Genomic DNA, 22,231 nt, shown 5'->3' on the forward strand with positions numbered 1-22,231 from the left:
CCTGTCAGAACTTCTTTTCTTGCCGGCCTGTTCGCGGGCATGTCCGCGAATAGGCCAAGCCTGCCAAGCGCATTACAATGGTCCACACCCCAACCGATGCCTGCCCCATGATCCAGTCCGACCTCGACCTGTTCGGCCCCCAGCCGCAACGCCTGGCCAGCCATACCGTGCTGCTGCCCGGCTTCGCCCTGGCCGAGATCGAGGCCCTGCTCGATGCCCTGCGCCCGGTGCTGCGTGCCGCGCCGTTCCGGCACATGCACACCCCGGCCGGCCTGCGCATGGCGGTAGGGCTGACCAACTGCGGCACGCTGGGTTGGGTCAGTGACGAACACGGCTACCGCTACACCCCCTGCGACCCGCTCAGCGGCAAACCTTGGCCCGCCCTGCCCCCCGTGTTGCTCGAACTGGCCGCCCGCGCTGCGACCATTGCCGGGTTCGACGGTTTCGTGCCGGATGCCTGCCTGGTCAACCATTACCTGCCGGGCACCCGCCTGAGCCTGCACCAGGACCGCGACGAGCAGGACTTCGGCCAGCCGATCGTGTCGGTGTCGCTGGGCTTGCCGGCGGTGTTCCTGTTCGGTGGCCTGCAGCGCACCGACAAGACCCAGCGCATCCCGCTGAGCCATGGCGATGTGCTGGTCTGGGGTGGCGAGGACCGCCTGCGCTTTCACGGCGTGCTCCCGATCAAGCCTGGCGTGCATCCGCGCCTGGGTGAACGGCGGATCAACCTGACCTTGCGCAAGGCCGGTGGCTGAAGCGGCCAACGGCCCGTAACCGGCGCAAACAGGATGAACGCGCATGAAACAGGTTGAACATCTTGGCCTGGCAAGCTTCAAACGATATGCCATGCCCTGTTCAGCCTGGAGCCCGCCATGCCCTACCAGCCCTGTTCCCCGCCCTCTCAAAGCGGAGCCGCGCGCCCATGAAAATGCCCTGCCGCGCGCCCAATGCCTCACTACAGCTCGATTACGTACGCGACACCCTGTTCGGCCCGGTGGCGCAAAGCGTGGAGTGCCAGTGCCAACTCGCCGCCCTCGACCTGCAAGGCCGCCCCGGCCTGCGCCTGCACATCTGCCCGCCCCTGCCCGACAAGGTCGACCGCGCCCACAGCGTGGCCTTCGTCTGGGACGGGCGCAGTTACCACGGAGTGGTCCGCGACCAGGGCAAGTGCGGTGATGGCGGCCTGAACCTGCTGCTGGAACTGCTGTAAGACGATCAACGGCGATCAACCCGGCTGAACCCACCGGGCGCGTCACGTCTCCATAGCAAAAGGGCCCATGCCTGCCGGAGAACGCGGAGAACGTCAATGAACAGTCCGTTGCTCAAGCTCTTCACTCACCCCGCCGACGCCTGGCTGGAAATCCGCCGGGCCGAGGAAGACCACCCGCAGCAATATCTGCCGCGCCTGTTGGCCCTGGCACTGATCCCCGCTGTGTGCCTGTTCGTCGGCACGACCACCTTCGGCTGGAGCCTGGCGGCCGAGGAACGGGTGCGCCTGAGCATGACCAGCGCCGCCCAACTGGCGGGCTTGCTCTACGCCACAACGGTCGTCGGGGTAATGTTGATGGGCACGATGATCCGCTGGATGTCGCGCGGTTTCGATGCTCAGCCCAGCCTCAACCAGTGCATCGGCTTTGCCGCCTACTGCGCCACACCATGGTTCTTTGCCGGGGTGGTCGGCCTGCTACCGATCCGCTGGCTGGCGCTGGCGGCACTGCTGGCTGCCTCGGCGTATGCCAGCGTGTTGCTGTATGGCGGATTGCAGACCTTCCTGCGGCTGAAGAAGGAACAGGCCATGCTGTTCGCGACCTGCGTGTGGGGGGTGGGGTTACTGCTGCTGGTCACCATCCTGGTGGCGATGATCCTGTTCTGGTTCAACGGCCTGATGCCGGAATATGTGCGCCCGGCCAGCGTGGGCTGACCGGGGCGCGGCAGGCGCCTCAGGCAATCGCCTTGAGTGTCGCCGGGTGGCTGTCACGTAGCGCGTGCAGCTGCCCCACCAGGTTGACCAGGTCACGGCAACTGTTGAGGCTTTGCAGGGGGACCCCGCTCAGGGTCACGCCCTCATCGAGGCTCTGGCCCTGACCCAGGCGTATGGTCAGGTTGGCGCCATCCGTGCAGCTGACTTCGCAACGGTCGGGCAGGCAGGCCTGCTCGATCATCTGCCGCATTTCTAGCATCGAAACTCCTATCAACGACATGGTACGACCCTCTCTTTGGGATGGCCTGTTGTGTGAGTACGCCTTTGTCGGGCGAGGTGCCAATTGATATTGCGCATGCCGGGGCAGGCGCTCATGCGCCTGGGCAATGATCATGCAGGGAATCCTCTAGCACCTTAGTGGAAGATTGCCTGCGCGGGCTGCGCGTTCGAACGCAATGGCAGACTTAGCGACGAGCGGTCCCGGCAGGCCCCAGCGATGCCCAAAGATGCTGTGCCGCATAGGCTCGCCACGGTCGCCATGCAAGGGCTCGTTGCGCAAGTTGGGCGTCCTCGCCTTCGAGCAGGCGCAACGCCTTGATCAACGCCACATCGCCCAGCGGCAAGGCATCGGCCACGCCGGCCTGGCGCAATGCCAGGTAGTGCGCACTCCAGGGGCCGATACCCTTGAGCTGGCACAGGTTGCGCAGCAGTTCATCCAGCACCTGCCCGCGGCGCAGCAACCTCGGCTCGGCGAGCAATGCATTGGCCAGCGTGCCCAGGGTGGCGGCGCGCGCTCGCGGCATGCCCATGCCATCGAACTTCGCAACTGCCAATACCGGCAACGCCGGGAATACGTGGCTCAGGCCGGGTGCGGGCCAGCGCAAGGGCACGCCGTGGCGTTGCACCAGGCGGCCGGCCAGGGTCATGGCCCCGGCCACACTGACTTGCTGGCCCAGCACAGTGCGCATTGCCTGTTCGCAGGCGTCCCAGCCTTGTGGCACCCGCAAGCCTGGACGCTCCCGTAGCAGGCGCGCCATCAGTGGATCGCGGGACAGTTCGGCATTGATGCGCGCGGGATCGGTGTCGAGGTCGAAGACCCGCCTCAGCCTGGCGGTCAGGCCGGGTAGCGCGTGGGCCGGGACGCCTTCAAGGCGGACCCGCAGGTACTGGCTGCCCGAAGGTGTGGCGTGCAAGACGGCGTGTCGGCCGGCAATTACCAGGGTACGGCGGTAGGTGCCGTCGAGGCAGGTCTCGATGCCGGGGATGCAGCGGGCAGCGAGGAAGGCCAGGGTCGAGGGCCAGTGGTAAGGGGCACGGTAGCGCAGCCACAAGGTGTGGTGGCCGGGGGTGGGCAATGATCGGCGTACGGCGTGCAGGGGGGTGAGCTTTGGCATGGCTGCATCATGCCAGCAAAAGTAAAACCTGTACCGGCCCTATCGCCGGCAAGCCAGCTCCCACAGGTACAGCGTTGCTCTCGAGATTGTCGCTGTACCTGTGGGAGCTGGCTTGCCGGCGATAGGGCCGGACAAGCCATTCAATCAACCAGGATCAATGCGCCGCACCGTCCCGCGCTTCCTGCATCTGCCCGAACCGCCCGGCATGGAAGTCGTCGAACGACTCGGCAATTTCCGCCTGGCTGTTCATCACGAACGGGCCATAGCCCACGATCGGCTCATCGATCGGTTCACCGCTTAGCAGCAGCAAGCTGGCACCTTCCAGCGCTTCGATAGCGACATCCTCGCCGCCCCGGTCAAACAGCACCAGGCTGGATGGGCCGGCTTCTCGCTCGCCGTTGATCCGCACGTTGCCGCGCAACACCACCAGCGCCGCATTGCGCCCAGCGGCGACCGGCAGTTGCAAGGCTGCACCGGCATTCAGGCGCAGGTCCCAGACATCCATCGCAGTGAAGGTCCGCGCCGGCCCCGAATGCCCACGATAGTCACCGGCAATCACTCGCAGGCTGCCGCCCTCGTCGTCCAGCGTCACCACCGGGATGTCCTTGGCCAGCAGCGTCTGGTAGCCGGCCGCTGCGCGCTTGTCCCGCGCCGGCAGGTTGACCCACAGCTGAACCATCTCCAGCGTACCGCCAGAACGGGCGAAACCTGGGGAATGGAACTCTTCGTGGATGATGCCATTGGCAGCAGTCATCCACTGCACGTCGCCAGGGCCGATCAAGCCGCCAGCGCCGGTGGAGTCACGGTGTTCCAGTTCGCCCTGGTAGACGATGGTCACGGTCTCGAAGCCGCGGTGCGGGTGCTGGCCAACGCCACGCCGCGCACTGGTCGGGGTGAAGTCATGAGGGCCGGCATAGTCCAGCAGCAGGAACGGGCTGATCTTGCTGGCCAGGTTGTCGTAGGTGAACAGGCTGCGCACCGGAAAACCATCACCTACCCAGTGGGCGTGGGGACTGCGGTGAATACCCAGAATCGTTTTCATGAGAAGGCTCCTCTCTTGGTTGAGATAACCTTACCAGTGAGACCAATCAGGCAATAGCCGGCTAAAATGGCATGCATCGTCTCATTTAAAGGACAATCCACAGCCAGCTGTCTGGAAAAACTATCCCGCCGGTCCCTGCAGCAGGAAGGCCTGCACTTCTTCGGCACACGCCTCAGGATGCTCCTGCATGAAGCAGTGCCCACCTGCAACCTGCCTGCCGCTGACCTTAGGGTTGAGCGCCACCAGGCGATTTACCGAATGCGGTACGAAGGGGTAGGTGTGCTCGCCGTACAGCACCCGCGTGGGCGTACGGATTGCCGCCAGGCTCGCCCACATGCGCCTGGGGAACGAACTGAATATTTCCACTTCGCGGCTGGGCCGGCACTTGAGCACCACCGCTTCGCCACAGTCGCCAATGGCATGCTCCACGTAAGCCCGCAGCGCCGCATCGGTCCACCCCTTGAAGATACCCCGCCCATGCAGCGAAGCCAGGGCTGCCTCGCGGTCGGGCCAGTGGCTGCGACGGCTGGCAGCCTTGCGCGCCAGGGCATGGCGCTGGTGCAAGCCGACCAGGGCTGCCATCCCCATCACACCCAGCATGCGCCGGCTGAACAGTACCGGGTCGAGCAGCACGGCACGCGTGAACAGTTGCGGTTCACTGGCCAGGATCAGGCCGGTGAGCACGCCACCGAAGCTGTGCCCGACGGCAAAGCGCGGTACGTCACCATACTCGCCTCGCCCGGCTGCAAAAGCCTCCACCGCCAGCGCAGCGGTCCGGTTCCAGCCACGGAACACCCCGCCATGGTCGCTGTCACCATGGCCCTGCACATCGCTGAGCCACAGGTCGAAATGTTCGCCCAGGCGCATCAGCAATGGCTGGTAGGCCAGGCAACAGAAGCCGTTGCCGTGCAGAAAATGCAGTAACGGCTTGCCACTGGCCGGGGTTCGCCAGCCCCGCAGGGTGAAGCCTTCGGCGCATTCGTGAGACCAGGGGATCAACTGCATCGGCTTACCGTACTCGCGGGGTCAGGAAAACGCTGATTCTACAAACAGCAGCGGGTACAGTGAAATCACCAGCAACAAGGCCATCAGGACATTGAACAGCATCAGCCAGCGCGGGTTCTGCAACAAGTTGCGCAGGGCGCTGCCGAACATCACCCACACCCCGACGCTCGGCAGGTTGACCAGGGCGAACAAGGCAGCAATGACAATGACGTTGGTCACATAGCCCTGCGCCGGCGTGTAGGTGGTGATTGCCCCGACTGCCATCACCCAGGCCTTGGGGTTGACCCACTGGAATGCCGCCGCTCCCCAGAAGCCCAGCGGTTTGCGGGCACTGGACGAAGCTGTGCCGACCGGCCCGGAGGTGGCGATCTTCCAGGCCAGGTACAGCAGGTAGGCGGCACCGGTGTAACGCAATACCGTATACAGCGCCGGCCAGGCTTTGAACACCTCGCCCAGGCCAAGGCCGACAGCCAGCACCATCACCATGAAACCGACACTGATGCCCAGGGCGTGGGGGATCGAGCGACGCACACCGAAATTCACCCCGGAGGCAAGCAGCATGGTGTTGTTGGGGCCAGGAGTGATGGAAGACACGAAGGCGAACAGCACGAAGGCGGTCAGCAGGTCGGCAGAGGCAAGCATCGCAGGCAATCCACTTTTTTTATGGGTGCTGTCACACTAACGGAGTCGCCCTCCTCTGCGACCGGCACAGTTTAACGAAATTGTATAGATACACATCTCTGTACCGTTACCATCAGATCAAGGAAGCCGTCCCATGAGCCTCACCATCCGTCCTGCCGTTCGCGCCGACGCCGAGCAGATACTTGCCTTCATCACCGAGCTGGCAGAGTACGAACGCGCCCGCCACGAGGTGATCGCGAGCGTTGCCGATATCGAGCACAGCCTGTTTGGCGAGGGCAGCACCGTGCATAGCCTGATGTGCGAGCGCGATGGCCGGGCAATCGGCTTTGCCGTGTATTTCTACAGCTACTCGACCTGGCTCGGGCGCAACGGCATCTACCTGGAAGACCTGTACATAACGCCCGAGCAGCGCGGCGACGGTGCCGGGCGGCAATTGCTGCGGCATATCGCCCGCGAGGCGGTGGCGAAGAATTGCGGACGGCTGGAATGGAGCGTACTGGACTGGAACGAGCCGGCTATCGGCTTCTATCAGAAGCTGGGGGCCGAAGCGCAGGATGAGTGGGTGCGCTACCGGCTGGATGGCGAGAAGCTGGCGGCGTTTGCCCGGGGCTGACCGGGTGGATGCTCACGGCATAGACCACTACAGGCCGAACCGGCTTACATGAGGGCTTGAGTGCGCATGCCTTGAGCTTTTCAGCGCCTGTGAGATCGAGCGCCGCCCGCGCGGCGCTTCGCGGCACAAGGCCGCTCCTACATCTGTTTCCGGCCAATTACTCCTGTGCCAGGTGGGTTGCAGCCTTGGTGCTTGGCTGAAGATTGATGAGGAGCAGTCGTGCGCCCCTCGATATCGAATGGAACAAACAAGACGGACAGAGGTGAACTCACAGGAGTAACTGGCCCGAAACAGATGTAGGAGCGGCCTTGTGCCGCGAAGCGCCGCGCGGGCGGCGCTCGATCTCCCAGGCACTGCAAAACCAAAGCCCTACCATCAGGGCAATTGACGCCAGCCCCGCCCCATGGTCTCCTAATGCCTCGCGTTCAGGTGCCCCCGATGGGGGTGAAACGGGAAACCGGTGCGTCACAGGCCCTCCAGCAGGGCCGGACAAGGCCGGTGCTGCCCCCGCAACGGTAAGCGAGCGAAGCGTCTGTACCACTGTGCCTGATCCCCGGCATGGGAAGGTGACGCTTTCCAGGAGCCTGGTTCCTCCTCGCAAGCCCGGAGACCGGCCTGGCGCTCATGAACACCCCGCGGTGGGCGGGCGCTGTTGCATTCCCCTGGGCTGCCACGCTCGGGGCTGCCGCGCTTGCCCGTTGCCCACAAAAAGCAGAGGAACGCGTCATGCCCGTCACCAGCGCCAAGCAACACAGCATTACCACCCCCGTCACCCTCAGCCAGCGTGTCGTCATCGCCATCGGCGCCAGCCTGCTGGGCCTGTGCCTGGTGTACTTCGCCGGCTTTTCGCACATCGAGGCCGTGCACAACGCCGCCCACGACACCCGCCACAGCGCCGCATTCCCCTGCCACTGAGTACAACCCGATGATCACACGCATTGCCCGCACCGCGGGCTTCAGCGGGTTGCTGGCGGCCTTGCTGCTGACCTTGCTGCAGAGCTTCTGGGTCGCCCCGCTGATTCTCGAGGCAGAAACCTACGAATCCTCGGCCCCCGTCGCCGAGCACGAGCATGCCGGCGAAGTGGCAGCGCATGAACACAGCGCCGAGGCCTGGGCACCTGAAGACGGATGGCAGCGAGTGCTGTCCACCACCGGCGGCAACCTGGTGGTCGCGGTCGGCTTCGCCCTGATTCTCACCGCCCTGTACAGCCTGCGTGAACCCAAGCGAGCCGGCACCGGCGCACTCTGGGGCCTGGCCGGCTTCGCCGTGTTCTGCCTGGCCCCGACCCTGGGCCTGCCGCCGGAACTGCCAGGTACTGCCGCAGCCGACCTGGGGCAACGCCAGGCCTGGTGGATCGGCACCGCCAGTGCCACCGCGCTGGGCCTGGCCCTGCTGGTGTTCGCTCGCCACTGGTTGCTGAAGGCGCTGGGCGCTGTGCTGCTGGTCATTCCCCATGTGATCGGTGCGCCGCAACCCGAGGTGCACGAGAGCCTGGCCCCCGCCGCCTTGGAAACCCAGTTCAAAGTGGCCTCCTGGCTGACCAACGCCGCATTCTGGCTGGCCCTGGGCCTGCTCAGCGCCTGGCTGTTCCGGCGCTCCAGCCAGGCCTGATGCCTGCCTTCTACGCCGGCTTCGGCTGTCGTCGGGGTTGCCCGGCGGATACGCTGGAAATCTTGCTGCGCCAGGCCCTGGCCACCCAGGGCCTGGCGTTGGTCGACCTGCAAGGCATCGCCAGCATCAGCCTGAAGGCCGACGAGCCCGGCTTGCAGCAACTGGCCGAACGCCTCGGCCTGCCTTTGGTGTTGTACGATACCGCGCAGTTGCAACCCTACGCACTCCAGCTCAGCCACCGCTCCGCCGCTGCCCATGCCCACTGTGGCTGCTGGGGCGTGGCGGAGAGTGCGGCACTGGCCCTGGCCAGCCAGCGGGTTGGCACCGCCAGGTTGCTGCTGACACGCCAGGTACTGGGCCCGGCTACCCTGGCCCTGGCCTGTTGAGCGTTTCACCCCTCTTTCCTGCAAGGACTTACCATGACGGTCTACTTCATCGGCGCCGGCCCCGGCGACCCGGAACTGATCACGGTCAAGGGCCAACGGCTGATCCGCCAGTGCCCGGTGATCATCTATGCCGGCTCGCTGGTGCCGGCCGCCGTGCTCGAGGGCCACCAGGCCGAGACCGTGATCAACAGTGCCGAACTGCACCTGGATCAGATCATCGCCGCCATGCGCAGTGCGCATGAGCAAGGCCAGGATGTGGCTCGGGTACACAGTGGCGACCCCAGCCTGTACGGCGCCATCGGCGAGCAGATCCGCCATCTGCAAGCGCTGGGCATCGATTACCAGATCATCCCCGGGGTCACCGCCACGGCGGCTAGCGCCGCCCTGCTCGGCTGCGAACTGACCCTGCCCCAGGTAGCGCAGACCGTTATCCTCACACGCTATGGTGACAGCTCGCCGATGCCGCCCGGCGAGCAGCTGGGCGACCTGGCGCGCCATGGCAGCACCCTGGCGATTCACCTGGGGGTCAAGCACCTGTCGCGTATCGTCGAAGAACTGCTGCCGCACTACGGCACGCACTGCCCGGTGGCGGTGGTGCATCGTGCCACCTGGCCGGACCAGGACTGGGTGCGCGGTACCCTCGGCGATATCGTGGAACGCGTCGCGGCCAAGGATTTCCGGCGCACGGCGCTGATCCTTGTGGGCCATGTGCTGGGCGACACACCGTTTGCCGAATCGGCCTTGTATCGCGCCGGGCACGCCCACCTGTATCGCCCTGGCGACTGAGCATTGCCAGGTTCGCCGCAGGCGTAGCAGACTCCGGTTTCCCGCCTGCAAACAGGAGTCATGCCCATGCTGGACCTACGCCCAAACTGCGAGTGCTGCGATACCGATCTGCCGGGTGACAGCCCCGATGCGCTGATCTGCTCCTTCGAATGCACCTTCTGCCGCACCTGCGCCGAAACCCGTTTCCAGGGCCGCTGCCCGAACTGCACCGGCCAGTTGGTGGCACGCCCGACACGGGTCGGCCAGGCACTGGCCAACAACCCCGCCTCAACCCAGCGCGTGAGCAAATCACACTCCGCCTGCGCATGACGACTACAAAAACAGGCATCGCCGCTTTGCCAGGGTGATGTCTTTCCCACTTTTTGTAGGACTTTTCAACAACAAGCACGTGGACTTTCAACACTTCTATACTCGGCATTACCAAATTTCGGGAATGGTCGTATCGTGCAGCGCTTCCGATAACCCCACTTGCAGACGTATTCCTGAGTGATCCAGGAAGCGGACCACATCCTGACAGGAGTTTTCTTCATGACTACCGTGCTGATCGTCGACGACCACCCCATCGTCCGGCTGTCCTTGCGCATGTTGCTCGAACGCGAGCGCTTCCGTGTTGTCGGCGAGGTCGGCAATGGCAGCGAGGTGGCGCAGGTGGCCCGCGACCTGCGACCGGATGTGGTAATTCTCGACATCGGCCTGCCCGGCCTGGATGGCATGGAAGTGATAAAGCGCCTGCAATGCCTGGAGCCGGCGCCCAAGATCATGGTGCTGACCGGCCAGGCCACCGACCTGTATGTGCGGCGCTGCCTGGATGCTGGCATCGGCGCTTTTGTCACCAAGGAAGAAGACCACGAGGCGTTGCTGTTTGCCCTGAAAGCGCTGGTCAAGGGCTACTCGACCTTCCCGCAGATGTCGGTCAACAGCAACTCGCTGGAAAGCGAGCCAGTGCGCCTGTCCAGCCTGTCCAACCGGGAAATGGAGGTGCTGCGGCGCCTGGCGCGCGGCGAGAACAACAAGAATATCGGCACCTGCATGAACCTCAGCGCCAAGACCATAAGCACCTACCGGGGCCGCATCATGGAAAAGCTCAAGACCGAATCACTGGTTGAAATGGTCGACCTGGCCAAGCGCAACAGCGTCTACTGAGCGCTCGATGACAATGAAGCGCCTGCTGGCAAGCGCCCTACTGGTCATCGGCCTGGCCGGTTCCGGCGCGCTGCTGGCAAACAGCGAACCTCGCCAGTTGCTGGCACGCTCGGTCAGCGCCGCGGCCCCGCTTGCGCTGTCCAGCGAAGAGCGGCATTGGCTACAGCGACGCCAGCACCTGGTACTTGGCAGTTCGCGCCCCGACTACCCACCGCTGGAGATCAATGTCAGCCAGCACGACTACGAAGGCCTCAGCGCCGATTACGCTGGCATCATCGCAGAACAGCTGGGTACAACCATCGAAGTACGACGCTTCGACAGCCGCCACGAAGCCATCGCTGCGCTGCGCGACGGCCGTATCGACCTGCTGGGCAGCTCCAACGCCTTCGAGGCAGCGGATGCCCAGCTCAGCCTCAGTTCAAGCTACGCCGACGATCTGCCAGTCATCGTCACACGCGAGGGGCGCAGCCTGAAGAACACCCCCGACCTCGCCGGCCTGCGCCTGGCCATGGTCGATCATTACCTGCCGGCCAGCAGCGTCCGCCGCCTGTACCCCAAGGCGCAATTGAGCCTGTATCGCTCGACCCTGGCCGGGTTGGCCGCCGTCGAACTGGGCGAGGCCGACGCCTACCTGGGCGATGCCATCAGTACCGACTTCGCGATTGGCAAGAGTTACCAGGGCACACTGAAGATCGACCACTTCTGTCAGGTTGCCCCTGGCGCGTTTGCCTTTGCCATGGCCAGTGACAACTCGCGCCTGCAACAGTTGGTCAACAAGGCGCTGGCGCGTATCAGCGAAAGCGAACGCCTGAATATCCTGCGCCGCTGGAGCAGTGGCAACACCAGCCTGCTGCTGCAGCGCCACCTCACCGCCCTGACCGCCGAAGAAGAAGCCTGGATAGCTGCCAACCCCAACGTCAGCGTGCTGGTCAACACTTCGCTGGCGCCACTGACCTTCAACGACACCAAGCACCGCCCCAGCGGCATCACCCTCGAGCTGCTCAAGCAGATCTCGCTGCGCACGGGGCTGCATTTCAAGCCGGTCGAAAGCCCGTCGGCGCAAGCAATGATCGAGCGCCTGGCGCGCGGGGATGCGCAGATGATCGGCGCATTGGGTTACAGCACAGACCGTTCGAAGCAACTGCGTTATACCCGTCCCTACCTGGTCAGCCCACGGGTGCTGGTCACCCGTGGCGACAATGCATCACCGCCGCAGGCCATGGCGCTGGATGGCATGCGCATCGCCCTGGTACGCGGTTCGCCGCAACGGGCCGTGCTGCAACAACGCTATCCGCAGGCCAGGATGGTCGAGGTGGACAACCCGCTCGGCCTGATGGAGGCCGTGGCCAACGGTGCCGCCGACGTCGCCCTGAGCAGCCATATCAATGCCGCCTACTACATCAGCCATGTGTTCAAGGACCGCCTGCGCATTGCCAGCGTGCTCGACGATGACCCGGCCATCGCCGCCTTCGCCGTGGCCGCGGACCAGCCACAGCTGCAGGCAATCCTCGACAAGGCGCTGCTGAGCATTCCACCCGAAGAGCTGGACCAGCTGATCAACCGCTGGCGCACCACCACCCTGGTCAGTGACAGCCCTTGGCGCGACTACCGCACGCTGGCCTTGCAAGTGCTGGTGCTGTCGGCCTTGCTGCTGGCCGGGGTGGTGTTCTGGAACAGCTACCTGCGCAAGCTGATCAACCAGCGCACCGAGGCCCAGCATGCCCTGCAGGCGCAACTGGCGCTTAGCCGCGGCCTGCTTGAACAGCTGCGCCAGGCCAAGGACGACGCCGAACAGGCCAGCCAGACCAAAAGCACCTTCCTGGCCACCATGAGCCATGAAATCCGTACCCCGATGAATGCCGTGATCGGCCTGCTGGAGTTGGCCCTGGAAGACAGCCGCGGCGGCCGCTGCGACACCCAGACCCTGCAGACCGCCCACGATTCGGCCATTGGCCTGCTTGAGCTGATCGGCGATATTCTCGACATTTCCCGTATCGAATCCGGCCATGTCACCCTGCAGCCAGTGCCCACCAACCTGGTAGAACTGGTACGCGCCACCGTGCGGGTATTCGAAGGCAATGCAAGGGCCAAAGGCCTGCACCTGCACAGCGAACTGCCCGCTGCGCCGGTGTGGGTGCTGGCTGATCCGCTGCGCCTCAAGCAGGTCTTGTCCAACCTTATCAGCAACGCCATCAAGTTCACCGACAGCGGTGAAGTCCAGGCCAGCCTGCTACTGCCCTCGCCCACCGACACTGACAGCCTGGCAGTAGAGCTGAGTGTGCGAGACACCGGCATCGGCATCAGCCCTGCCGACCAGGCCCGGTTGTTCAATACCTTCGTCCAGGCCGACGGCCCCCGGGCACGCCAGGGCGCCGGCCTGGGACTGGTCATCAGCCGCACGCTGGCCGAGTTGATGGGCGGTACCTTGAACTTGCAGAGCGTCGAAGGCCTTGGCACCAAGGTGCAGGTCAGCCTGCAGTTGCCCGCCTGCGCTGCACCGGTGCAGGCCGACCAGCACGACCCTGTGCTGGAAACAAGCAGCGGCCCTTTGAACATACTGGTGGTCGACGACTACCCCGCCAACCTGCTGCTGCTGGAGCGGCAACTGCATACCCTGGGGCATCGGGTCACGCTGGCGGAAAACGGGGAAATCGCGCTGGCACGCTGGCAGGCTGCGCGCTTTGACCTGGTAATCACCGACTGCAGCATGCCGGTCATGGACGGCCACGAACTGACCCGCCGCATCCGCAGCCTCGAGGGCGAACGCGGCCTGGCGGCATGCCGCATTCTCGGCGTCACCGCCAACGCCCAAGCCGAGGAGCGTGCCCGCTGCCTGGCCAGCGGCATGGACGAATGCCTGTTCAAACCCATCGGCCTGCGTACGCTCAAGACCCACCTGCCCCACGCCCACCCCCGGCAGCAGCCGACAGCACGGCGCACCAGCGGGTTCAACCTTGGCGAACTGCGCCACCTGACCCAGGACGACGAACAACTGACGCGGAACTTGCTGCAGCAGTTGTCACAAAGCGTCAGCGAAGACCTGGCCACCTTGCGGGCGTTGCCAGCAGAGGCCCCCGGCGAAACTTTGCGCGCCTTGGCTCACCGGATCAAAGGTGGGGCGAAGATGCTCAAGGTACGCACGCTGGTCAAGGATTGCGAAGCCATCGAGCAGGCCCACGACCAAGGCCTGCCGACGATTGACCTTCGCCTGCAACTACAGGCCAGCCTGGAGACCCTGCTGGACGAGCTGGGCGATGTGCTCAGTGCAATTGCAGCGTCGAACTGATCTGGCTGATAGCGTTTACCACGTGCCGTGAACCCTGCTGGATTTCCATGATCACCGTACCGGCTTCGTTGGCCAGTGCCACACCATGGCCGGTACGCTTCAGGCTCGACTGCATGCTGGCCACGGCCAACAGCGACAGGTCGTGGTTCTGCCGCACCACGTCGACGATTTCCAGGGTAGCCTTGCTGGTGCGCGCCGCCAGGCTGCGCACCTCGTCGGCCACCACGGCAAAACCGCGCCCGTGCTCGCCGGCGCGGGCCGCCTCGATGGCTGCGTTCAAAGCCAACAAGTTGGTCTGGTCGGCAATGCCACGGATGGTCAGCACTATCTGCCCGATCACATCCGACTGCTTGCTCACCGCATCGATACTGCGTGCCGCGTCGTTGAGTTCATGGGAAATCTGCTCGATCACCTGTACCGCCTGCTGTACTACCTCGGTGCCCTTGCGCGCGCAGGCATCGGTCTGTACCGAACTGGCATGGGCAGCATCGGCCGCACGTTGCTGAGTGCTGACCTGGCGGGTGATGTCGCTGGCGAACTTCACCACCTTGTACAAGCGGCCCTTGCTGTCGAAGATCGGGTTGTAGGAGGCCTCCAGGTAGACCGTCTGGCCATGTTTGTCGACACGCTCGAAACGGTGCGAGTGGTACTCGCCGCGGTTGAGCGATGCCCAGAACTCGCGGTACTCGGCCGATTCGCGCTCGTGCGCCAGGCAGAACAGCCCGTGATGGCGACCGACCACCTCGTCCAGGCGATAGCCCATGGTGTCGAGGAAGTTCTGGTTGGCCTTGATCACCCGGCCTTGCGGGGTGAATTCGATTACCGCCATGGAGCGGCTGATGGCCTTGAGCAGGCTTTCGCTCTCGTGCTCCTCCATCACTCGCTGGCTGATGTCGGATGCCACCTTGATAACGCTGGTGACCTGGCGCTGCTCGTCCAGTACCGGCATGTAGCTGGCTTCCAGCCAGACTTCGCGTCCGGCCTTGTCGATGCGCTCGAAGGTGCCGCTGATGGCCTTGCCCTGCCCCAGTTCACGCCACAGTTGCTGGTATTCGGCGCTTTTCGCGTAGCCAGGGTCGCAGAACAGCCGATGATGCTTGCCGCGCAACTCCTCGGCGCTGTAGCCCATGGCTTGGCAGAAGCGCTCATTGGCATCGAGGATCGTGCCGTCGGGGGTGAACTCGATCATTGCCATGGAGCGGCTGATCGCCGCCAGCTTGGCCTGCAAGCTGGCCAATGCCTGATGACTGCGCTGGATTTCGACCAGATCGGACTTGCGGTGGAAATCGAACATGACGCCGGGCTCCTGTATGCGCGGTGTCCTGAGCATAGATCGCCTGGCGTAGGTCGTGGCTTTTGTGGCGCCTGTGAGATCGAGCGCCGCGCGGGCGGCGCTCGGTCTCGAACCCACCACACCACTCAAGACAAACTCAGGAACTCTCCCGCACCATCAACTCGAAGCCCAGGTCCTGCTGCGCATTCGGCACCCGCTTGCCATCGAGCAGCGCCAGCAGCGCCTGCGCAGCACCGCGCCCCACGGCGGCGCGAGGCGTGCGAATCGAGGTCAGCCGCGGCACCATGTGCGCCGAAGCCGGCAGGTCGTTGAAACCGACCATCGCCACCTGCCGCGGCACCTCCACCCCTTGGCGCAATGCCTGCAGCACCGCGCCCTGGGCCAGGTCGTCGTTGCAGAAGAAGATACCGTCGACATCCGGCGCCTGCCGCATCAGTTGGCTGAACAACTCGCTGCCCAAGGCAATGGAAGAAGGCTCCGGCGTCAGCACTTCCAACTCGGCCGCCTGTAAGCCGGCCTCGGCCAACGCCTGGCGGAACCCTTCGGCACGCTGCATCACTCGTGGGTCCAGCTGTGCGGCAATGAACCCCAGGCGCTTGCGCCCGCGCTCGATCAGGTGGCGGGCCGCGGCGCGCCCGGCCTGCTGCTGCGAGAAGCCGACCGACAATGCCCCGGCCTCGCCATTCAGTTCCATCATGTGCACACAGGGCACGCCACTGGCCGCCAGCATCTGCCGCGATGCCTCGCTGCGCTCGAAACCGGTCAGCAGCATGCCGCAGGGCTGATAGGCCAGGTAGTTGCGGATGAGGTTCTCCTCTTCGGCAAGATCGTAGTGATAGTTGCCGATCAGCACCTCGAGCCCGCGCGGGCGCATGACCTCATGAATGGCTTCCAGCGTGTCGATGAACAGCTGGTTGGACAGCGACGGGATCAACACCACCACCGACTGGCTGCGCGCCGATGCCAGGGCACGGGCCGCCGGGTTGGCGACATAACCGAGGCTCGCCGCGGCAGCAACGACCTTTTCCACCAGCTCCGGCGCAACCGTGCTGACCCCGCGCAGGGCGCGCGACGCGGTAATCGGGGAAACCCCGGAAAGCCTGGCAACTTCTGCCAGGGTGGGACGACCTGTGGTACGGGAGCCGGTGCGGGACATGGATGTTGTAATTTTACTACTTGCAAGGAAAGGGAACGGCCACTAAGGTAGCGCTGTCTCAGGACGCAGGCAATGTAATCTTTGGTAGCGGCCAACGCGCGCCCGCCGCCAAGCGTCCATACTGCGTAGGGACAAGACCAATAACACCGGGGAGGTGGCTGTTCGTCGACAACGAGACAGCGCTATCTCACCCGCAGGAGGTACTGATGAATTCTCCCCTGTCCGCCATCGTGGTGATGGGCGTGGCCGGTTGCGGCAAAAGCTGCATCGGCGCTGCCATCGCTGCCAGAAGCGGCGGCCGCCTGATCGAAGGTGACGCTTTCCACCCTGCCGAAAACATCCGCAAGATGAGCGCTGGCATCCCCCTGGACGACAGCGACCGTGCCGGTTGGCTGGTGCGTCTTGGTCAGGAGCTGCAAGCCACGACCCAGGCCGGGGAACGTCCGATCCTGACCTGTTCGGCCCTCAAGCGCCGCTATCGCGACTCCCTGCGCGACGCCATGCCCGGGCTGGTGTTCGTGTTCCTCGAGCTGTCACCCGCCGAGGCGGAGAAACGCGTGCTGGCCCGCCCCGGGCATTTCATGCCGGCGAGCCTCATCGATAGCCAATTCGCTGCCCTGGAGCCGCCACACGGCGAACCCCTGACCCTTGCGCTCGACGCCACCCAGCCCATCGAAGCGCTTGCCGAAGCGGTCGACAGCTGGCTAAAGGGCCGCAGTGAGCCGGGCCTGGCACAAACCGCCTGACCCTGGCGGTTTTCCCGGCTCACCCAAGACAGCGCTACCCTGCCCCTCAAGCGCAAGCAAATTTGCAAAAAAGCTACGCCAAAACAACGATAAGACCGAGGCCTTCAAACCATGTTCGGACTGGCTACTGATACCTTCCTGCTGCTCGACGCGCTGGTTACCATCGTCGGGCTGATCCTGCTGATCACCCACTTCAAAGTCCATCCCTTCGTCGCACTGACCATCGCGGCCGGCTTCCTTGGCCTCACCTCCGGCATGCCTGTGGCCAAGGTCATGAAATCGTTCCAGGACGGTTTTGGCGGTGTTCTGGGCTTCGTCGGCATCGTGCTCGCCCTGGGCACCATGCTTGGCAAGCTGATGGCCGACTCCGGGGGGGCCGATCAGATCGCGCAAACCCTCATCCGCGCCTTCGGCAAGAAGAACGTGCACTGGGCGATGATGTTCGCCGCCTTCCTGGTGGGTATCCCGCTGTTCTTCGAGATCGGCTTCGTGCTGCTGATCCCGCTGGTGTTCATCGTTGCCCGGCGATCCGGCGTATCGCTGATCAAGATCGGCATTCCGCTGCTGGCCGGCCTGTCGGTGGTGCACGGCCTGGTGCCCCCGCACCCGGGCCCGCTGCTGGCGATCGGCATCTTCCATGCCGACATCGGCAAGACCATTTTCTATGGCCTGATCGTGGCGCTGCCTACCGCCATCATCGCCGGCCCGCTGTTCGGTAATTTCATTTCCCGCTACATCCCGGGCACCCCGTCCCAGGAGCTGATGGACCAAATCGCCAAGGAGTCCGACCAGGGCAATCTGCCGAGCTTCACCATCACCCTGGTCACCGTGCTGCTGCCGGTGGTGCTGATGCTGCTGAAGACCTTCGCCGACGTGGTGCTGCCTGCCGAGCACATCGTGCGCCAGTGGATGGACCTGATCGGCCACCCCATCACCGCCCTGCTCGCTGCCCTGCTGCTGGCCTTCTATACCTTTGGCTCGGCCCGTGGCTTCAACCGCCAGCAGATCATGAAGATGCTCGACCAGAGCCTGGCACCGACTGCGGCGATCGTGCTGATCGTGGGTGCAGGTGGTGGCTTCAAGCAGATGCTGGTAGACACCGGCGTGGGCAACGTGATCGGGCAAATGGCCGTACAGGCGGAGATTTCGCCCATCATGCTGGCCTGGCTGGTAGCAGCGGTAATCCGTATCGCCACCGGTTCCGCCACGGTCGCCACCATCACCGGTGCGGGCATCGTTGCACCGGTGATCGACCTGGTGCCGGGGGTCAACCGTGAGCTGCTGGTGCTGGCCACCGGCGCTGGCTCGTTGATTCTGTCCCACGTCAACGACGCCGGCTTCTGGCTGGTGAAGCAGTACTTCAACATGACCGTGGCGGAAACCTTCAAGACCTGGAGCATGATGGAGACCATCCTGTCGATCGTCGGCATCATCTTCATCATGTTGCTGTCGCTGGTGGTGTAACCGTTGATCGGGGTAATGGCACCTTGAAGCTTCGGGTAGGGCCGAAGAGAAGTATCAGCCCTACCAGAAGCAAAGGAGCCTGCCATGCCCCGCTCAAGCATCCTGCTGATTGCCCTGCTCGCCGCGCCGTTGGCCATTGCTGCCGGCACCGGCCCCACCTACCCCGACGACCCGCACAACCCGGCGCCCAAGCCGGGCGCGGACAGCACCCTCAACCCGATCGAAAAGCCCTTGCCGCGGGACACAGACCCACGCATAAAGGGCAGCGACCCGGACAGCCCGCCTGCTGAACAGAATGACAACCGGGATTTGCCAGGGATGGATGGCAGTGGCTCGGAAGGTACCGGGCGGCAGGGAGCAGCCGATAATCAGCGTTGATCAATGCCCCTGAATGCAACTGTCTTGCTCAAATTCCAAAAGTTGCCGCAATCCCTGTAGGAGCGGCCTTGTGTCGCGAAAGGGCCGCAACGCGGCCCCAGGATTGATGCGCAACAGTTGAAATTGCTGGGGCTGCTTTGCAGCCCTTTCGCGACACAAGGCCGCTCCTACAGGTACAGCGACAACCTCGAGGCAATACCGCTCCCGCAAGCCCCTTGTTCACCACTGCCGCTTGTCCGGCCTGGTCAGCCCCAGCTTCTCGATCCGGTACCGCAGCATGTCCCGCGACAGCCCAAGCATGCGCGCCGACTTGGTCACGTTCCAGTCGGTGCGGTCCAGGGTCTTGCATACCAGGTCACGTTCCATGTCCGGCAGGCTGGTGCCGGGCTCCGGTTCGTGCCGAGGCATTTCGAACACCGCAGGCGCCGCCTGCTGCACCAGCGGCTCGTCGATCAATGTCATGCACAGGTTGAGCTGGTGCGCCTGCACCACCTCGTTCGGCGCCAGCAGCACGGTCTGCTCCAGCATGTTGCGCAGTTCGCGCACGTTGCCTGGCCAGCTGTAACCGAGCATCAGGCTTTCCGCCTCGGCGGAAAAACGCAGGTTCGGCTTGCCATAACGCCGGCCATGATGGGCCAGGAAATGCCGCGCCAGCAGCAGCACGTCCTGCCCGCGGGCATACAAGCGCGGCACCTTCAGGGCAATGATACGCAGGCGGAAGAACAGGTCGCGGCGGAACTTGCCCTGCTGCACCATCTGCTCCAGGTTGCAGTTGGTAGCGCTGATCACCCGCAGGTCGACCTTGCGCTCCTTCACCGCGCCGATCCGGCGGATACTGCGGTCTTCCAGCAACTTCAGCAGCTTGGCCTGGAGCACCAGGTCCATCTCGCCAATCTCGTCGAGGAACAAGGTGCCCCCATCGGCAGCCTCCACCAGGCCCACCCTGCGCTCCTTGGCATCGGTAAAGGCGCCCTTCTCGTGGCCAAACAGCTCGGCCTCCAGCAGGTTGGCCGGGATCGAGGCGCAGTTGAACTCGATGAACGGCCCCTTGCTGCGCGAACCATCGAAATGCAGGGCGCGGGCCACCAGCTCCTTGCCGGTACCGGTCTCGCCTTCGATCAGCACCGGTGGCAGGTCGTCGCTGGCCATGCGCCGTTCTGCATCCAGCACTTGGCGCAGGGTGTGCTTGAGGGTGAGCATCGCCGGTGATTCACCGATCAATGCCTGCAACCCGGACTTCTGCGCCTCGCGCTCCTGGTAGAACGACAACGTGCGCTCCATGCGCTCGGCAGCCAGCGCCTTATCCAGGGTCAGCTTGAGCTCGGCCAGCACCACGGGCTTGGTCAGGTAATGGAAGGCGCCCTCCTTCATTGCCTGCACGGCATCTTCCACGTTGCCATAGCCGGTCATCATGATCACTTTCAGGTCCGGCACCTGCGCCACCAAGGTACGCAGCAGGTCGTGCCCGCTCATGCCCGGCAGCGAGTTGTCGGTCAGCACCGCATCGGGCTGGCCCCGCTTTATCTGCTCCAGCGCCAGCTCCGCGCTGTGGCACACGGTGACCTCGAAGCCCTTGAGGCCGAGGTAGGTGCGAATATTGTCGGCGAGAATTTCATCATCCTCGACTACCAGGATGCTGTGCTCCATGGTCCCCTCCCGCTGCGATATTGAATGTGAGGCTGACGCGGGTTCCTTCCTCTTCGCGGCTGCTCAGGCTGACCGAGCCGCCAAAACGCTCCATGATGCGTTTGACCAGGGCCAGGCCAACACCCAGGCCGCCCTGCTTGGTGGTGTAGAACGGCTTGAACACCATCCGCTCCTGCTGTTGGCTCATGCCCTTGCCGGTGTCGCTAAGGACGAACTCTGCACGCTGCCCATCCTGCACATTGACCTGGGCGCACAGCATGCCACCTTCAGGCATGGCTTCCAGGGCATTGGAGAACAGGGTGTTGAGAATCTGCGTGAGCTGTAGCGGCTGGCTGGCCACCCATTGTGACCGGGGGCCTTCGTAGCAGAAGTGCACACCGTTGCGTTCGATCTGCTGGGCGAAGGCCAGGTGGGTGTCCTCGATGGCCGTCACCAGGTCCACGGCCTCGGCATCGTCACTGGTCGGGCGCAGCGACACCAGCAGGTCACGCACCCAGCGCGACATGCGGTCGACCTGGCTGATGATGTCGGTGATGTTCTTCTGCGACGCGGGGTTGGCGATTTCCTGAGCCAGTTCGGCGCTGGAGCGAATGTTGGCCAGCGGGTTGCGCAAGCTATGCGCCACGGCCGAAGACATCTCGCCCAGGGCCACATAGGTTTCACTGGCCACCAGCCGGTCCTGCTGCAGGTGCAGCAGCTGCGCGGCGCGGCGCACGATCCAGAACAGGCCGAAGTAGACCAGCGCCCCGCCCACCAGGGTAGAAGCCCAGATCAGCACATAACCGCGCTGGATGCGCCACACCAGGTCCTGCGGCTCCTTGTAGACTTCCACCATGGCCAGCACCTGTTCGCCCTGGCTGTCGAACAGCGGGATGTAGTTCTCGATGAACAGGAAGCGCGGTTCACGCTGGAACTTCTGCTCTTCGCGGTCATCCTCGGCCTGGTGGTAGCTGGCCGATACCGTCTTGCGCGAGCGGAAGGCGCGGTCCAGGTCACCATCGGCCTCGATTCGCTTGCCGATCAGCTCCCGGTTGGTCGACCAGACAATGGTGCGGTCGCGGGCATAGACGTTGGCCAGCAAGGTGTCCGGCAGGTGCTCTACATGGTCGAGGAACTCGACCCGGGTCGATTCGGCCAGCTCCGGGGTGAACTGCAAGTGCTGCTGGTCCAGCCGCGGGTCAAGCAACTCGCCCATGGTGGTGCCCGGCGGCAACTGCGAATGACGTACTTCGGCCTGGGCCATGGCCTGGATGAACTGGGCGGTGAGCATGGCATCGCGCTCGACGCTGTCGCGCACCACGAAACGCGTCGACACATAACCCAGCCCGCCCGCCACCGAGGCGATGATCAGCAGGCTTATGACCGAAAACCAGCGCAGCAGGTTGAATTCGCGCAATGGCACGGCCACACCGTTGGCGGTAGTACTGGCCTTGTCAGGAACTTCTTTATCCAGCATCTGCATCGCGTGCTTCCCGCCCAGGGCGTCCATTCAGAAATGCATCAAGGCGACAAATAGTAGCCAATTGATAGCACTCCACCCGTGCAGCCGCAGCCGCCATTTGTCGTGTGTTGCGCTCTGCCTGTCACATTGCAAGAACCCAGCCAGCCAACATGCCGATTGAATTTATCCTTGATTATCAATAGCTTGCATACACATCTTAAATTAACTTGGAGGTCTATCCCCCACGTTTGGGGGTTTTCACCCAAAAAACTTCA

At 64.1% G+C, this 22,231-nt stretch carries 23 protein-coding genes, 1 pseudogene and 1 riboswitch; of the genes and pseudogenes, 14 read left to right on the plus strand and 10 right to left on the minus strand.

All coding sequences use genetic code 11. From position 1 onward, the window contains the following. The first annotated feature begins 107 nt into the window (after positions 1-107). The 3 genes from alkB to CAG18_RS03315 all read left to right on the plus strand — a co-directional run bounded on the left by alkB (position 108) and on the right by CAG18_RS03315 (position 1,921). Positions 108-755 carry a DNA oxidative demethylase AlkB gene (gene alkB / locus CAG18_RS03305; RefSeq protein ID WP_085720425.1) on the plus strand — a complete coding sequence of 216 codons (648 nt, stop codon included), beginning with the start codon at positions 108-110 and terminating at the stop codon, positions 753-755. A 167-nt stretch (positions 756-922) separates the two neighbouring features. Then, the gene (locus CAG18_RS03310; protein WP_013972780.1) at positions 923-1,210 is read left to right on the plus strand and encodes a hypothetical protein; all 288 of its coding nucleotides are present in this window, start codon (positions 923-925) and stop codon (positions 1,208-1,210) included. A gap of 96 nt (positions 1,211-1,306) precedes the next feature. Continuing rightward, on the plus strand, positions 1,307-1,921 hold the full coding sequence (locus CAG18_RS03315) for a Yip1 family protein (RefSeq protein ID WP_015270517.1): 615 nt from the start codon (positions 1,307-1,309) through the stop codon (positions 1,919-1,921). Positions 1,922-1,940: 19 nt separating this feature from the next. Here the strand turns inward: CAG18_RS03315 and CAG18_RS03320 are convergent, their stop codons facing one another. The 5 genes from CAG18_RS03320 to CAG18_RS03340 form a co-directional block, all read right to left on the minus strand. Beyond that, positions 1,941-2,201: a DUF1652 domain-containing protein gene (locus CAG18_RS03320; RefSeq protein ID WP_024087193.1), complete on the minus strand. Its 261-nt coding sequence runs from the start codon at positions 2,199-2,201 to the stop codon at positions 1,941-1,943. 184 nt (positions 2,202-2,385) lie between these two features. Continuing rightward, positions 2,386-3,315 carry a DNA-3-methyladenine glycosylase gene (locus CAG18_RS03325; protein WP_085720327.1) on the minus strand — a complete coding sequence of 310 codons (930 nt, stop codon included), beginning with the start codon at positions 3,313-3,315 and terminating at the stop codon, positions 2,386-2,388. A 154-nt stretch (positions 3,316-3,469) separates the two neighbouring features. Beyond that, positions 3,470-4,357: a pirin family protein gene (locus CAG18_RS03330; RefSeq protein WP_085720329.1), complete on the minus strand. Its 888-nt coding sequence runs from the start codon at positions 4,355-4,357 to the stop codon at positions 3,470-3,472. A 120-nt stretch (positions 4,358-4,477) separates the two neighbouring features. Further along, entirely contained in the window at positions 4,478-5,362 is an 885-nt protein-coding gene (locus CAG18_RS03335) for an alpha/beta fold hydrolase (protein WP_085720331.1), read from the minus strand. A gap of 21 nt (positions 5,363-5,383) precedes the next feature. Next, positions 5,384-6,004: a LysE family translocator gene (locus CAG18_RS03340; protein ID WP_015270522.1), complete on the minus strand. Its 621-nt coding sequence runs from the start codon at positions 6,002-6,004 to the stop codon at positions 5,384-5,386. Positions 6,005-6,137: 133 nt separating this feature from the next. Between CAG18_RS03340 and CAG18_RS03345 the strand changes: the two genes are divergently transcribed. The 8 genes from CAG18_RS03345 to CAG18_RS03380 all read left to right on the plus strand — a co-directional run bounded on the left by CAG18_RS03345 (position 6,138) and on the right by CAG18_RS03380 (position 13,830). Next, entirely contained in the window at positions 6,138-6,617 is a 480-nt protein-coding gene (locus CAG18_RS03345) for a GNAT family N-acetyltransferase (RefSeq protein WP_003260330.1), read from the plus strand. A 410-nt stretch (positions 6,618-7,027) separates the two neighbouring features. Then, positions 7,028-7,251, plus strand: a riboswitch (cobalamin riboswitch). A gap of 92 nt (positions 7,252-7,343) precedes the next feature. Further along, on the plus strand, positions 7,344-7,532 hold the full coding sequence (locus CAG18_RS03350; protein WP_003258255.1) for a CbtB domain-containing protein: 189 nt from the start codon (positions 7,344-7,346) through the stop codon (positions 7,530-7,532). Positions 7,533-7,542: 10 nt separating this feature from the next. Beyond that, the gene (locus CAG18_RS03355; protein ID WP_039613698.1) at positions 7,543-8,229 is read left to right on the plus strand and encodes a CbtA family protein; all 687 of its coding nucleotides are present in this window, start codon (positions 7,543-7,545) and stop codon (positions 8,227-8,229) included. Next, a complete protein-coding gene (locus CAG18_RS03360; protein ID WP_085720334.1) occupies positions 8,229-8,615 on the plus strand; it encodes a cobalamin biosynthesis protein in 387 nt (128 codons plus the stop codon). The genes CAG18_RS03355 and CAG18_RS03360 overlap by 1 nt, the downstream gene beginning before the upstream one ends. Positions 8,616-8,648: 33 nt before the next feature. Further along, positions 8,649-9,401 (plus strand): precorrin-4 C(11)-methyltransferase, encoded by a 753-nt coding sequence (cobM, locus tag CAG18_RS03365; RefSeq protein ID WP_085720336.1) that lies wholly within the window; start codon positions 8,649-8,651, stop codon positions 9,399-9,401. Positions 9,402-9,467: 66 nt separating this feature from the next. Next, positions 9,468-9,710, plus strand: a complete 243-nt coding sequence (locus tag CAG18_RS03370; RefSeq protein ID WP_013972792.1) for a DUF1272 domain-containing protein — start codon at positions 9,468-9,470, stop codon at positions 9,708-9,710. Between the two features lie 219 nt (positions 9,711-9,929). After that, positions 9,930-10,544, plus strand: a complete 615-nt coding sequence (locus CAG18_RS03375) for a response regulator transcription factor (protein ID WP_015270527.1) — start codon at positions 9,930-9,932, stop codon at positions 10,542-10,544. A gap of 13 nt (positions 10,545-10,557) precedes the next feature. Continuing rightward, a complete protein-coding gene (locus CAG18_RS03380; RefSeq protein WP_085720338.1) occupies positions 10,558-13,830 on the plus strand; it encodes a transporter substrate-binding domain-containing protein in 3,273 nt (1,090 codons plus the stop codon). Here the strand turns inward: CAG18_RS03380 and CAG18_RS27430 are convergent. The 3 genes and pseudogenes from CAG18_RS27430 to CAG18_RS03390 form a co-directional block, all read right to left on the minus strand. After that, a complete protein-coding gene (locus CAG18_RS27430) occupies positions 13,805-14,242 on the minus strand; it encodes a methyl-accepting chemotaxis protein (protein ID WP_239688284.1) in 438 nt (145 codons plus the stop codon). The two genes, CAG18_RS03380 and CAG18_RS27430, sit on opposite strands and share 26 nt — an antisense overlap. A 96-nt stretch (positions 14,243-14,338) precedes the next feature. After that, positions 14,339-15,160, minus strand: a pseudogene (locus tag CAG18_RS27435) (PAS domain-containing protein); the annotation flags it as partial. A 100-nt stretch (positions 15,161-15,260) separates the two neighbouring features. Continuing rightward, on the minus strand, positions 15,261-16,280 hold the full coding sequence (locus CAG18_RS03390; protein WP_085720342.1) for a LacI family DNA-binding transcriptional regulator: 1,020 nt from the start codon (positions 16,278-16,280) through the stop codon (positions 15,261-15,263). Between the two features lie 206 nt (positions 16,281-16,486). Here CAG18_RS03390 and CAG18_RS03395 point away from each other — a divergent pair, with 206 nt between their 5' ends. From CAG18_RS03395 to CAG18_RS03405, 3 genes are all read left to right on the plus strand, one after another. Then, positions 16,487-17,026 (plus strand): gluconokinase, encoded by a 540-nt coding sequence (locus CAG18_RS03395; RefSeq protein WP_015270531.1) that lies wholly within the window; start codon positions 16,487-16,489, stop codon positions 17,024-17,026. Between the two features lie 111 nt (positions 17,027-17,137). Next, on the plus strand, positions 17,138-18,490 hold the full coding sequence (locus CAG18_RS03400; RefSeq protein ID WP_015270532.1) for a GntP family permease: 1,353 nt from the start codon (positions 17,138-17,140) through the stop codon (positions 18,488-18,490). A gap of 84 nt (positions 18,491-18,574) precedes the next feature. Then, entirely contained in the window at positions 18,575-18,868 is a 294-nt protein-coding gene (locus tag CAG18_RS03405; RefSeq protein ID WP_085720344.1) for a hypothetical protein, read from the plus strand. A 219-nt stretch (positions 18,869-19,087) separates the two neighbouring features. Here CAG18_RS03405 and CAG18_RS03410 read toward each other — a convergent pair whose 3' ends face one another. Continuing rightward, complete coding sequence (locus CAG18_RS03410; RefSeq protein WP_015270534.1) at positions 19,088-20,515, minus strand: sigma-54 dependent transcriptional regulator; 1,428 nt, start codon at positions 20,513-20,515, stop codon at positions 19,088-19,090. Continuing rightward, the gene (locus CAG18_RS03415; protein ID WP_085720426.1) at positions 20,484-21,977 is read right to left on the minus strand and encodes a HAMP domain-containing sensor histidine kinase; all 1,494 of its coding nucleotides are present in this window, start codon (positions 21,975-21,977) and stop codon (positions 20,484-20,486) included. Before CAG18_RS03415 ends, CAG18_RS03410 begins: the two co-directional genes overlap by 32 nt. Positions 21,978-22,231 lie beyond the last annotated feature (254 nt).

The sequence above is a fragment of the Pseudomonas sp. B22(2017) genome, from assembly GCF_002113105.1.
GTDB lineage: Bacteria > Pseudomonadota > Gammaproteobacteria > Pseudomonadales > Pseudomonadaceae > Aquipseudomonas > Aquipseudomonas asiatica.